14 protein-coding genes are annotated in these 12,183 nt (G+C 34.6%); 13 read left to right on the top strand and 1 reads right to left on the bottom strand.

What is annotated here, in order from left to right:
* Positions 1 to 335 precede the first annotated feature (335 nt).
* Genes RQ893_RS05630 through recA form a run of 4 tightly spaced genes read left to right on the top strand, consistent with a single transcriptional unit; the run spans position 336 to position 4,715 of the window.
* On the top strand, positions 336 to 2,627 hold the full coding sequence (locus tag RQ893_RS05630) for a DNA translocase FtsK (protein ID WP_311482075.1): 2,292 nt from the start codon (positions 336 to 338) through the stop codon (positions 2,625 to 2,627).
* A gap of 12 nt (positions 2,628 to 2,639) precedes the next feature.
* The gene (gene pgsA, locus RQ893_RS05625) at positions 2,640 to 3,170 is read left to right on the top strand and encodes a CDP-diacylglycerol--glycerol-3-phosphate 3-phosphatidyltransferase (protein ID WP_311482074.1); all 531 of its coding nucleotides are present in this window, start codon (positions 2,640 to 2,642) and stop codon (positions 3,168 to 3,170) included.
* Positions 3,171 to 3,190: 20 nt separating this feature from the next.
* Positions 3,191 to 3,604 (top strand): hypothetical protein, encoded by a 414-nt coding sequence (locus tag RQ893_RS05620; RefSeq protein WP_311482073.1) that lies wholly within the window; start codon positions 3,191 to 3,193, stop codon positions 3,602 to 3,604.
* Between the two features lie 58 nt (positions 3,605 to 3,662).
* Positions 3,663 to 4,715, top strand: coding sequence for a recombinase RecA (recA, locus tag RQ893_RS05615; RefSeq protein ID WP_311482072.1), 1,053 nt, complete (start codon positions 3,663 to 3,665; stop codon positions 4,713 to 4,715).
* 40 nt (positions 4,716 to 4,755) lie between these two features.
* Here the strand turns inward: recA and RQ893_RS05610 are convergent, their stop codons facing one another.
* Positions 4,756 to 5,790: a DNA polymerase IV gene (locus tag RQ893_RS05610; protein WP_311482071.1), complete on the bottom strand. Its 1,035-nt coding sequence runs from the start codon at positions 5,788 to 5,790 to the stop codon at positions 4,756 to 4,758.
* A 71-nt stretch (positions 5,791 to 5,861) separates the two neighbouring features.
* Between RQ893_RS05610 and RQ893_RS05605 the strand changes: the two genes are divergently transcribed.
* From RQ893_RS05605 to RQ893_RS05565, 9 genes are all read left to right on the top strand, one after another.
* A complete protein-coding gene (locus RQ893_RS05605) occupies positions 5,862 to 6,107 on the top strand; it encodes an RNA-binding S4 domain-containing protein (RefSeq protein ID WP_311482070.1) in 246 nt (81 codons plus the stop codon).
* Positions 6,100 to 6,597 carry a septum formation initiator family protein gene (locus RQ893_RS05600; RefSeq protein ID WP_311482069.1) on the top strand — a complete coding sequence of 166 codons (498 nt, stop codon included), beginning with the start codon at positions 6,100 to 6,102 and terminating at the stop codon, positions 6,595 to 6,597. Before RQ893_RS05605 ends, RQ893_RS05600 begins: the two co-directional genes overlap by 8 nt.
* Positions 6,575 to 7,945 carry a tRNA lysidine(34) synthetase TilS gene (gene tilS, locus RQ893_RS05595; RefSeq protein ID WP_311482068.1) on the top strand — a complete coding sequence of 457 codons (1,371 nt, stop codon included), beginning with the start codon at positions 6,575 to 6,577 and terminating at the stop codon, positions 7,943 to 7,945. The genes RQ893_RS05600 and tilS overlap by 23 nt, the downstream gene beginning before the upstream one ends.
* Positions 7,935 to 8,504, top strand: coding sequence for a hypoxanthine phosphoribosyltransferase (hpt, locus tag RQ893_RS05590; RefSeq protein WP_311482067.1), 570 nt, complete (start codon positions 7,935 to 7,937; stop codon positions 8,502 to 8,504). The genes tilS and hpt overlap by 11 nt, the downstream gene beginning before the upstream one ends.
* A 48-nt stretch (positions 8,505 to 8,552) precedes the next feature.
* Positions 8,553 to 9,044 (top strand): DUF986 family protein, encoded by a 492-nt coding sequence (locus RQ893_RS05585; RefSeq protein ID WP_311482066.1) that lies wholly within the window; start codon positions 8,553 to 8,555, stop codon positions 9,042 to 9,044.
* 62 nt (positions 9,045 to 9,106) lie between these two features.
* Positions 9,107 to 9,898 (top strand): type III pantothenate kinase, encoded by a 792-nt coding sequence (locus RQ893_RS05580; protein ID WP_311482065.1) that lies wholly within the window; start codon positions 9,107 to 9,109, stop codon positions 9,896 to 9,898.
* Positions 9,876 to 10,874 (top strand): tRNA dihydrouridine synthase DusB, encoded by a 999-nt coding sequence (dusB, locus tag RQ893_RS05575; RefSeq protein ID WP_311482064.1) that lies wholly within the window; start codon positions 9,876 to 9,878, stop codon positions 10,872 to 10,874. The genes RQ893_RS05580 and dusB overlap by 23 nt, the downstream gene beginning before the upstream one ends.
* A complete protein-coding gene (greA, locus tag RQ893_RS05570) occupies positions 10,843 to 11,316 on the top strand; it encodes a transcription elongation factor GreA (protein WP_311482063.1) in 474 nt (157 codons plus the stop codon). The genes dusB and greA overlap by 32 nt, the downstream gene beginning before the upstream one ends.
* A gap of 9 nt (positions 11,317 to 11,325) precedes the next feature.
* On the top strand, positions 11,326 to 12,183 hold an 858-nt coding region (locus RQ893_RS05565; protein WP_311482062.1), incomplete at its 3' end, for an amino acid--tRNA ligase-related protein.

Raw genomic sequence — 12,183 nt, 5'->3', positions numbered from 1 at the left:
CAAAGATAGATTTTTATATTTATGAGAATTATCCTTATATTACAATGGAGGGAATACCCATGATTACAAGACCATTGACATGGCAACTTTCTAAAGAAGATTTAAAAGAATTTAATGATAAAGTAGAAGATTTAAAAGATAAAAGATAAGATGAAAGTATTAAGAAACAAAACACCCCACGAAATTGATATGCAACATTTTTAATTGTTTTTCCAGTCTATATGACGCATACCAAAGACGGGGTGTTTCTTATATGGAATTTACTGGTGCACTATAGTAAAGGTATATAGTTTATTTTTAATGAATTTACCATATAATATAGGTGTGAGGTGGATATGACAAACAGGAATTCTGGGAGAATAAGAAAAAAGTCTAATATTAAATCTCCTAATAAAAGTAAACAAATAAAATTTAGGGAAAGATCTTTCGACCTTAAAAGATTTTCTATGATGGTCATGGTTGCATCTACCCTAATTTTTATATTTATATTATCGTCAAGCACGGGCCTTATTGGCTATACTTTGGCAAGATTTTTTGAAAGTGTCTTTGGTAAACTAAGTCTAGCTTTTCCAATTTTATTATTTGCAAGTTTTTATTTGGTATATAGGGAAAAGTTTAGGTCTAACCTTAACCGTATGCTTTTAATTTACGGAATTTACCTATTGACTCTAGCGATTTTATCAAAAGATTATATAAGAAATGAGCTCGCCTGGTCGGTTGAATATTCTGCTTTTAAGGGAAACTTAGGAGGAGGTTGGGTTGGAGGTCTTGTTGGCTTTTATACCCTTAGTTTTATTGGCCATGTTGGGCTTTATATTTTATATATTACCTTAATTGGCTCTCTAATAATAAATGTAAGTCCCTATACTTATAAAGAATTTTTCTTGAAAATGAGAGATGGGTTAATAATTTTAGGTCTTGGCATTAACCATTTAAGTCAAAAAGCCTACCTAAATATAAGGAAAAAAATAGCTGAATCAAAGGCTAGAAAGGCTAAAGAAAATAAAAAGGAAGATAAGATTCCAAGTCTTAGGATAAATAATTCTTCTGCTCAAAATCCTCCAAGAAAAGCGATTAAGAAAAGCCTTATCAAAACCGAGGAGAGCGAAGATAAAAAAATAAGTGTAAAAGATAGGGAAGATGAAAAGTTAATACGAGATTATAAGTCTAAGCAGGTAGAGTTTGCCGACCTTAATTATGACTTAAAGAGAGAATTTGCCAATTATTCCTATCCGTCTATTAATCTTCTAAAAGATATTAATGCTGATGGAGGGATAGATAATAGCGAGATAAGGCAAAAGGCAGAAATTATTGAGGAAACCTTAGAATCTTTTGGAATTGAGGGCAAAATCGTTCAAATAGATGTAGGACCAACTGTTACTTGTTATGAGTTAAAACCAGCTAGGGGTGTTAAGGTATCAAAAATTGTAAACTTGGCTGATGACCTATCCCTAAGCCTTGCTACATCAGGAATTAGGATAGAAGCGCCAATTCCTGGCAAATCACATGTTGGAATTGAAGTTGCCAATGATAAAAAAGAAGTAGTTGGTTTTAAGGAAATTATTTCATCAACCAGGTTTATTAAGACAAGGTATGCTATTCCATTTGCCATGGGTAAGTCAATTTCTGGTGAACCAATAATTTCAGGCATTGAAAAAATGCCCCATCTTTTGGTGTCAGGGGCTACTGGATCTGGTAAGTCAGTTTGTATCAATACTATAATTATGTCTATTTTATATAAACATAGCCCAGATGAAGTCAAGCTATTGCTGATAGACCCTAAAGTTGTTGAGCTTTCAATTTATAATGGAATCCCACACTTGATAATGCCGGTTATTACTGACCCTAAAAAGGCATCTTCTTCTCTATTTTGGGCGATTTCTGAGATGGAAAGAAGGTATAAACTCTTCGAAGAAAACCACGTTAGGGACATCAAAGGCTATAAAAGAGCAGCTGAGACTGACGATTCTATGGAAAATCTTCCATATATAGTGGTAATTGTAGACGAGCTTTCAGATTTAATGATGACTGCAGCTAGTGAGGTAGAAGACTACATCACAAGGCTTGCTCAAAAGTCAAGAGCTTGCGGTATTCATTTAATTATTGCTACTCAAAGGCCAACTGTAGATGTAATTACAGGTACTATAAAGGCTAACATTCCTTCAAGGATTTCCTTTGCTGTAACTAGCCAGATAGATTCAAGAACTATCCTTGATATGCAAGGGGCGGAGAAACTTCTTGGCAAGGGCGATATGCTCTATGCCTCATCAGATTCTATGAAGCCTTTAAGAATCCAAGGAGCCTTTGTTTCAGACGAAGAAGTTTTAAATGTTGTTGAATATATAAAGGGAAACAGCCAAACATCTTATAATGAAGAAGCCATTGAAAAGGTAGAAGAAAATGTAAGTGCAGACATTGAAGATGAGGATGAATTATTAGATGAAGCGATAAGGGTCATAGTGGCTGAACAAACTGCTTCTGTATCTATGCTTCAAAGAAAGCTTAAAATCGGCTATGCTAGGGCTGGTAGGATAATTGATCAGCTAGAGCAAAAGGGCATAGTAGGAGGCTATGAGGGAAGCAAACCTCGTAGAGTCCTTGTTGATAGAACTTATTTTGAAAATTAATAGGAGTAAATGATGAATATAGCAAATAAGGTAACAATGGTTAGACTTGTTATGATTCCAATCTTTGTACTTGCTTTTTATTACTATGGTACAAGTTTCAATATAGCTGCTATAATATTTATGGTGGCCTCTCTCACAGATGCTCTTGATGGTTACCTTGCCAGGTCTAGAAATTTAATTACAAATTTTGGCAAATTTGTAGACCCTCTTGTAGACAAGGTTCTTACAATGGCAGCCTTTATAGTCCTAGTTGAAGCTGGTATAATTCCAGCTTGGGCAGTTATTATAATCATTTCAAGAGAACTTATTATAACAGGTTTTAGGACACTAGCTGCTGATATGGGTATAACAATTGCTGCTTCTATGTGGGGCAAGGCAAAGACTACAAGTCAGATGATTTCTCTAGTTTTACTCCTCCTTCATAATGATGTTTTAAATAAATTTGGTATTTATGTTTTCTACTTGGCAGTTATATTGACACTTATATCAGGACTTGATTATATAATTAAAAATAAAAAAGTTTTGGATTTAGAAAATATCTAGGCTGATAAATAGGAGAATTTATGAATAACTATAAAGGCAAAAAATTAATTAGAGCGGAGTTAATACTTATTGTATTACAAGCCCTTGCAGCCTTTTTTGGTAATTTTATTCATCAGAGATTTATGTCTGATGGAGCGACTATAATTATAAAAAAGTTTAATTTTGTATCACCAATGACCTGGGGCTATGGGAATTTTTTTCCCGTATTATTCCTGGCTAGCTTACTTATAGCGGGTTTGATTTTGTTAAATGCCCACAGAAAATTATCCTATATGGAAGATAGGCTTAGCTCAAATATAGTAATTTTTGGAGGAATACTGTTTTTGATGGTGCCCCTTGTGATTAATTTACAGCAGATTAATCTTGGACTTATCCTAATGGTGGTAGTTCAATTTGTAATTTTTGCCATGAATATGGTAAGGACAAGAAATTAGACTTTAATAAAAAAAGATATATAAAAATATTAAGACATTAAGTGTATAAGGAGTGTATATGGACGCAAACAAGAAAAAGGCCCTTGACCAGGCATTTAAGCAGATAGAAAAGAAGTACGGCAAAGGCTCAATTATGAAGATGGGTGAGGCACCAAGAGTAGCTATAGATGCTATACCTACTGGGGCAATAAATCTTGATATCGCCCTAGGAATCGGTGGACTTCCTAGAGGAAGGGTTATTGAAATCTATGGTCCAGAATCTTCTGGTAAGACAACTCTAGCCCTCCATGTAATAGCAGAAGCACAAAAACTTGGTGACACTTGTGCCTTTGTTGATGCTGAGCATGCCCTTGATGCAGAATACGCTGGTAATCTTGGAGTTAATATAGATGAATTGATTTTATCTCAACCAGACACTGGAGAAGCAGGACTTGATATAGCAGAAAGTCTTGTTAGAAGTGGGGCAGTAGGACTTATTGTAATCGACTCTGTTGCAGCCCTTGTACCAAAGGCTGAGATTGAAGGAGAGATGGGAGATAGCCATATGGGACTCCAAGCGAGACTTATGAGCCAGGCCCTAAGAAGACTTACAGGTATTATTGCCAAATCAAATACTACCGTAATTTTCATCAACCAATTAAGGGAAAAAATCGGTGTTATGTTTGGTAATCCAGAGACAACCACAGGTGGACGTGCCCTCAAATTCTATTCATCAGTAAGGCTTGATATTAGGAGAATTAAGACAATAACAGAAGGTGATAACTCAATTGGTTCAAGAACCAGGGTTAAAATCGTAAAAAACAAGGTGGCACCACCATTTAAAATAGTTGAATTTGATATCATGTATGGTAAGGGAATCTCAAAATCTGGTGTTCTCTTAGATACAGCTGTAGACCTTGATATAGTAGAAAAAGCTGGGTCTTGGTACTCTTATAATGAAGAAAAACTTGGTCAAGGTAGGGAAAATGTTAAGCTAATGTTAGAAGAAAATGCTGACCTCGCCAAGGAAATTGACGAAAAAGTAAGGGCGGCTTTCAAAAAAGACTTACCACCACTAGAAGAAGAAAATGAAGAAGAAGCCACCCAAGAATCAATTTTAGATCAAGAATAAAAATTAAAAGCCCGCAGCTTATTGTGCTTGCGGGCTATTTTTATAAAAAACTGAGCTGGTTCATATCTCTAGCCGATAAGCTTGACAAAGAAATGCCAATTAGTCTAATGTATTCACCCTTAAAGACTTCATTTAAGAGATTTACAGCTTCATCATAAATATCATTAGCCAGGTAAATTGGTTCTTGGAGGGTAAGAGACCTAGTTTGGTTTCTAAAATTCTCATCCTTTAGCTTAATCGAAACAGTTTTAGCCTGGATATCTTTTTTTATCATTTCTATTTCAATTAAATCGGAAATTTTTCTTAAATATTTCTTTAAAATCTCAACTTCGTTAGTATTTTTGCTGAAAGTTCTTTCTTTACCAATGGATTTTCTATCCCTTGTTGGATTTACTGGTCTTTCATCAATACCTCCGATGACTCCATAAATATAATCCCCACCCTTGCCAAAAAGTTCTTCCAAAAATATCTTATCGAGTTTTAATAAGTCAGCCACCTTATAAATTCCAATCCTATTTAGCTTTTCGGTAGCACGCCTACCTATACCATGCACCTTGCCAACAGGTAGGTTTGGGAGTATATCCCCAACATCATCTTTACCTATGTACTTAATTCCATAAGGTTTGTTCCAATCGGAGGCAAGTTTGGCGAGAAATTTATTATAGGAAATCCCAATTGAAATTGGAATATGAGTCTTAGTAAGGATTTCTTCTTGAAGATTTTTCGCAAAATCCAAAGGATTTTCAAGGTCGACTTCTATATAGGCTTCATCTATAGAAACTTGTTCAAAAACTCGAGCGTATTGCCTAACTAGACTAAAAACTTCGATAGATTTATCCTTATAATAAGGATGATTAACCTTAACAAGGATTAAATTTGGACAAAGGTCTCTTGCCATAAAAACAGGCATGGCAGAGTGGATACCAAATTTTCTTGCCTCATAGTTGGCAGTTGTAATAATTGACTTATTTGTAAGACCACCCACAGCCATTGGTTTTTTCTTTAGTTTTGGATTTCTGATTTCTTCGCATGATGCATAAAAAGCATCGCAGTCGATATGGAGGATGTACTTCATAAGTCAATTATACTAATTATTAGAAATTTGGCTAAATTGAATATTTGTAGACGTAAAAGTACAGTTAGGGTATGAGAGTAGATAAATTTTTAAAAAATTCAAGAATAATCAAGAGAAGGCAAGTCGCTAAGGAAGCTTGTGAAAATGAGCGTGTAAAAATCAACGACAAGATTGCCAAAGCTGGAATTGAAGTAGAGAAAGATGATATAGTAGAAATCACTTTTGGAAAGTCAATCCTAAAGGTGAGGGTTCTTGACCTTATTGAAGGTGCTAAAAAGACTAATGCAGATGATATGTACGAGGTAATAGATGGCTAAAAATAAGAGAAGGGCGAGGAAAGATTCCTACCTTTCTAAAAGAAGACAAAAAAATAAAAGATTTTTAAGAATAGCCCTTGCTTTGCTAGTTATTTCTAGCCTTGGTTTTCTTTACCTAAATTCTTCTATGAATAAGGAAAACGAAGCTATGAATAAAGATATTATTTCAAGTCAGAAAAAATTAGAAGATATGAAGACCGAAATAAAAGGCCTTAAAGAAGACTATGAAATGAGAAATACTGATCAGTTTAAGGAAAAAGTAGCCAAGGAAAAACTTGGTATGGTTAAAAAAGGCGAAGAAAAGTCAGAAGAAAAAAATATAATCAAGCCTGTCAAAAACCCTAACCAAGAAAATCAACCAACTGACCTAAATTCAGATAAGCAAGCAAATCCAAATGGCGGAGAAAAGGAAACGACTAATAACAATCAAGATGGAAAACCTATTTTAGACACAGAAATAAAGCCAGATGCAAATGAAAATGGAAGATAGGGTCCTAAAGACCATAGGTGATTATAATTTAATATCAAAGGGCGATACCATAATCATAGGCGCAAGTGGAGGGCCAGATAGTCAGTTTTTAATTTATATTTTAGAAAAGTTAAGAAAAGATTTGGGTTTTGAAATGGTCCTAGCCCACCTAAACCACCTCCATAGAAAAGAAGCCGCTAATGATGAAAACTTGGTAAAATCTACAGCAGAAAAACTAGGTTTAGATTTTTATTCTAGGTCTAGGTCTATGGATGACCTAGCTAAAAAACTAAAGATTTCACCAGAAGATGCTGGTAGACGTCTTAGATATGAATTTTTTAATGACCTTGCTAAAACTTATCCTGCTAGCAAAATAGCCGTAGCTCACAATAAGAACGACCAAGCAGAAACCGTTTTGATGAGGATAATAAGAGGGACGGGTCTTGATGGGCTTAGGGCTATGGATTATAAAACAGCAAATATTATTAGACCTATTTTAGATATCAAAAAAAGCCAAATCTTAGCCTACTTGGATGAAGAAAAAATTCCTTATGCCATAGATTATACAAATTTTGAAAATGAATATACTAGAAATAAACTAAGGCTCGATATAATACCTAGGCTTGAGGAAATTAACCCAAGTGTAATAGATTCTATTTTTAAATTATCAGACCTAGCAAGGGATGACTTTACAATTTTAGATAGGCTTGTGGATGAAAAAATCAAAGAAATGGTAAAAATAAGTCAAGGAAAGGTTATTTTTGACAAGGAAAAGTTTGAAAATATGGACCCGGCCCTATTGAGGAGAGTTTTAAGAAAGGCAATTGGACTCTTACAGGGTGAGATTAAGGACATATCAAAAGAAAATCTTGATGATTTTTTAAAGATAAGGGATCTTGATAATGGAAAAACTTTAATTAAAGATAAACTTGTTTTGAAAAAGACTTATAAGACCTATATCCTAGAGGAATTAACAGCTAAAGAAAAATCTAAAACTGAACTTGAATTAGGGGCTGAAGATGAGATTAAATTTGATGGAATTTATCTAAAAACAAGTATAATTAATAATGGTAAATACAATAAAGATAGGAATGTTGGGTATTTTGATTACGACAAGCTGGACTTTCCGCTCAAGGTGAGGACTAGACGACCTGGAGATAGGTTTGTGCCCCTAGGTCATCAGAGCGAAAAGAAGCTTAAAGATTTTTTTATTGACCAAAAAATTGATAGGGAAAAAAGAGATGAGCTTCCTCTCATCCTATCAAAAGATAAAATAATCTGGCTAGCTTCTCTTAGGATAAGCGACGAATTTAAGGTCACAGCTAGGAGTAAAAAAATACTAAAAATCGAGGTTTATTATGAAAATTGACAAAGATAATCTGATAGAAAAGGTACTGATTGATGAAGAAAGTCTTAACCTAAAAATAAAGCAGTTAGCAAAGACTCTTAATGAATACTATGCTGACAAGGATGAATTAATTCTAATCTGTATTTTAAAAGGATCTGTTATGTTTATGACAGAGCTTGCTAAAAATTTGAATGTTGAAACAAAGATGGAATTTATGTCTGTATCTTCTTATGAAAATAATACTTATTCTTCAGGCAATGTAAAAATCTTAATGGACCTAGACATAGATATAAAAGATAAGGAAGTTTTGATTGTTGAGGATATAATCGACACCGGTTATACCCTAAAGAAGATCAAGGAAACTCTTTTGAAAAGAGAACCAAAAGACCTTAAAATTATTACCCTACTTGATAAGCCAGAAAGGCGTGAAGTAGATATTAAGCCAGATTTTACTGGTTTTAAGATACCCAACGAATATGTAGTAGGTTTTGGTCTTGATTACAATCAACTTTATAGGAACCTAGCTTATATAGGTGTAGTTAAAAGATCAGTTTATGAGGATATTGAAGAGATAAAATAGGTCTTAGGGCCTATTTTATTTTTGAAGATATAAAAAGGGGGAGAAAGAATGAAAGGATTTGATAAAATTATCCTAGTCCTATACGGGGCGATTACAATATTTTTTATTTATAGGATTATTAAACAAGCCATGGACAGAAAAACCTTAGGTGCAGAGGTTAAAGCTTTTAAAAGACCAATTAGCTCAATGGAAGTTGTATTGTTTTCAATACTTGTAGTTGTAGGTGGGATAAACCTAGTAAACGGCTATAAGCTTAATGATAAATATTCAATGATGACAGCAATTGTAATGATGGTATTAGCTGTAGTTTTTATAATTTTTACCCTCAGCAAATTATATATAGCTGAAAATGGGATGCTCTTAAATTCTGGTTTTGTTAGCTTCAAAGACCTTAAAAAATGGGGCTTTGACACAAATAGAGGCGAGCTTGTTATGGCTGTTAAAAAAGACAGAAATAACACCAGAGAAAGTGTAAGAGTCAGAAAAGAAGATATAGAAGAAATAAATGAACTTATTAGAAAGTATAAACTAGGCAAATAAGCTTGAAAAAATGCCGCTTTAACCGTATCATATAAGAGTTAAACTAAGCAAAGGAAGAATATATGTTACTGGTTATAGATATTGGAAATACAAATACCGTTATTGGTATTTACGATAAGGAAAATTTAAAGGCTAGATTTAGAGTGGCAACTGACTTGACCAGCACCAGCGATCAATTGGTTGCTACTTTATTTAATATGTTTATGATCCACAACATAGATGTAAAGGACATTGAAGATACAATCATTTCGTGCGTTGTACCGGACGTTCTATACAACTGGGAATCAGCCAACAGAAAACTTTTGGAGAGGGAAGCTAAGATTGTAACTTGTGATATCTACACAGGTATTACAATCGATTATGAAAATCCAAGCGAGGTTGGTGCTGATAGGATTGTTGATGCAGTTGCTGCCTACGAAAAATACGGTGGGCCATCTGTTGTGGTTGACATGGGTACTGCCATAACTGTTGATGTAGTAACATCTGATGGAAGATACCTAGGAGGAGTAATTGCTCCAGGCATAAAAATTGCTCAGGATGGACTCTTTGGCAAAACAGCCAAGCTCCCTAAAATCGAGCTAAAACAGCCTACCACAGCCATTACAGAATCAACATCAGATGCCATAAACGCTGGAATTGTTATTGGCTATATTGGTATGATTGACAAACTAATAGAAACTATCGAAGATGAAATAGTCGAAAGGTTGGGCGTGGATAAGAGAGAAATTAATGTTATAGCTACAGGTGGTTTTTCAGAATTGATTTCCCAATCAAGTAAGTATATCAACACTATAGAACCAGACCTCATGCTCGAGGGTCTAAGGATAATTTATGAGCGAAACCAAGACATCTAAGGAAGTCATGCTTGCACCCTTAGCGGGTGTGACTGATACAGCCTTTAGGATAGTTTGTGAGACTAATGGTTGTGATAAGACTTTTACAGAAATGGTTTCGGTAAATGCCCTTGCCTTTGACAACAGGGCGACAGCTGATATCATGTTTATATCTGACCTAGAAAAAAATGCCAATATCCAAATTTTTGGATCAGACATAGACAAGATAAAAAAAGTGGTTGAAGAAAAAATCAACCCTCTTACAAATATCAAAGAAATATCCTTTAATATGGGATGCCCTGCTCCAAAGATTTTTAATAATGGTGAAGGGTCTGCTCTTTTGAAAAATCCCCACCAGGTTTATAAGATAACAAAGGCATTGAGGGAGTCAACTGATAAGGTTATTAACATAAAATACCGACTTGGTGTTGATGATGATTCTATAAATTATATAGAAAATGGCAAAGCCATGGAAGAAGCTGGCGCAGATTACCTTATTCTTCATGGAAGAACCAGAAAGGCCATGTATTCTGGCAAGGCAAATTGGCAGGCCATCAAAAAGTTAAAAGAAAATGTGAATATACCAGTAATAGCAAATGGAGATATTTTCACACCAGAAGATTTCATAAGGGTAATTGACTTGACGGGAGCTGATGGAGTGATGATAGCCAGAGGGGCAATGGGGAATCCGTTTATTTTCCGCTATATCAAAGAATACCTTGAAAAAGGTTCCTATGAAAAAGTTTCATTTGATGAAATAATTTCTCAAATAAAAGAGCATTACGAATTGGCCCTTAAATTTAAGGATGAAAGATTAGTTATAAATCAAATGCGCAAACACGTTGGTTGGTACATCAAGGGTCTTTATATGTCGAGTGAATATAGGGACAGAGTAAACAAGATACATACTAGCAAGGAAATTTTTGACCTGCTAGATGAATATAAAAAAATTTTAGGTGATTATAATGACAGAGAAAAAAGAAGTAATATTAACTAAGGAAAAATTAGAAAAATTAGAAGACGAACTTGAATATTTAAAGACGAAAAAACGTCCAGAAATGGCAGAGAAAATCAAAATTGCAAGAAGCTTTGGAGACTTATCAGAAAATGCTGACTACGACGAAGCTAAAAATGAGCAAGGTGAAGTAGAATCTAGGATCATGAAGATAGAAGACATGATTAGAAATGCCAAGACTATCGAAGTAGTAGAAAATTCTGATGTCGTCGGAGTAGGTAATACTGTTAGCCTTTTTGATGAAGAATTTGACGAAGATGTGGAATACAAAATCGTAGGAACAGCTGAATCAAACCCATTAGAAGGGTATATTTCTAATGAATCACCAGTTGGGGAAGCTATTATAGGCCATAAGGTTGGTGAGAGGGTAGAAGTAGAAACTCCAAATGGAAAGATGTATTTTGTAATTAAGAAGATTAAGTAAGGAGAAAAAATGGCTGATAACGTTCAAGATTTAAATGAAATGCTTAAAATTAGAAGGGAAAAACTTCACGAACTCAAGGAAGAGGGCAAAGACCCACACCGCATAGTTAATTTTAAAAATAGGATAAGTTCAAAAGAAATCAAGGATAATTTTGAAAAATACGAAGATAAAACTGTAAGGGTAGCTGGAAGAATCCTTGCCAAGAGAGGTCATGGAAACATGAGCTTTATGGATGTCCAAGATGATCTTGGCCAAATCCAAGTGGTAAACCGCAAAAATGTTATCGGCGATGACTTTAAATATATTAAAAAATACGACATCGGCGATATCATTGGAGTAGAAGGTAAGGTTTTTAAAACCAACCAAGGTGAAATTTCTATAGAAGTATCTGAGTCAAATCTTTTAACCAAGGCTCTTCAAATGCTTCCAGAAAAATGGCATGGACTAAAGGACCCAGACCTTAGATATAGACAAAGATATATAGATTTAATTGTAAATCCTCAAGTAAAAGAAGTTTTTGTACAAAGATCAAGAATCATTTCTGCTATCAGAGAATTTTTGGACAACAGAGGCTTCCTTGAAGTTGAAACTCCAATCCTAAATACAATAGCAGGTGGAGCTACAGCTCGTCCATTTATTACCCATCACAATACCCTAGATATTGATATGTACTTAAGAATTGCCAACGAACTTTACCTAAAAAGACTAATCGTAGGTGGTTTTGACAGGGTATATGAAATCGGTAGGATGTTTAGAAACGAAGGAATGGATGCAACCCACAACCCAGAATACACCGCAATGGAATTATACCAAGCCTACGGCGACTATGAAGATATGATGGAAATCACTGAAAACATGGTTGAGCAC

The sequence above is a fragment of the uncultured Anaerococcus sp. genome (genome assembly GCF_963510915.1).
GTDB lineage: Bacteria > Bacillota > Clostridia > Tissierellales > Peptoniphilaceae > Anaerococcus.
The sequence above is the reverse complement of the archived record's forward strand: the minus strand, read 5'-3'. Positions and strand labels throughout refer to the sequence as shown.

Coding starts and splice junctions, on each gene's coding strand:
- RQ893_RS05630 (WP_311482075.1), top strand. CDS start 336: ATGACAAACAGGAATTCTGGGAGAATAAGAAAAAAGTCTAATATTAAA.
- pgsA (WP_311482074.1), top strand. CDS start 2,640: ATGAATATAGCAAATAAGGTAACAATGGTTAGACTTGTTATGATTCCA.
- RQ893_RS05620 (WP_311482073.1), top strand. CDS start 3,191: ATGAATAACTATAAAGGCAAAAAATTAATTAGAGCGGAGTTAATACTT.
- recA (WP_311482072.1), top strand. CDS start 3,663: ATGGACGCAAACAAGAAAAAGGCCCTTGACCAGGCATTTAAGCAGATA.
- RQ893_RS05610 (WP_311482071.1), bottom strand. CDS start 5,790: ATGAAGTACATCCTCCATATCGACTGCGATGCTTTTTATGCATCATGC.
- RQ893_RS05605 (WP_311482070.1), top strand. CDS start 5,862: ATGAGAGTAGATAAATTTTTAAAAAATTCAAGAATAATCAAGAGAAGG.
- RQ893_RS05600 (WP_311482069.1), top strand. CDS start 6,100: ATGGCTAAAAATAAGAGAAGGGCGAGGAAAGATTCCTACCTTTCTAAA.
- tilS (WP_311482068.1), top strand. CDS start 6,575: ATGCAAATGAAAATGGAAGATAGGGTCCTAAAGACCATAGGTGATTAT.
- hpt (WP_311482067.1), top strand. CDS start 7,935: ATGAAAATTGACAAAGATAATCTGATAGAAAAGGTACTGATTGATGAA.
- RQ893_RS05585 (WP_311482066.1), top strand. CDS start 8,553: ATGAAAGGATTTGATAAAATTATCCTAGTCCTATACGGGGCGATTACA.
- RQ893_RS05580 (WP_311482065.1), top strand. CDS start 9,107: ATGTTACTGGTTATAGATATTGGAAATACAAATACCGTTATTGGTATT.
- dusB (WP_311482064.1), top strand. CDS start 9,876: ATGAGCGAAACCAAGACATCTAAGGAAGTCATGCTTGCACCCTTAGCG.
- greA (WP_311482063.1), top strand. CDS start 10,843: ATGACAGAGAAAAAAGAAGTAATATTAACTAAGGAAAAATTAGAAAAA.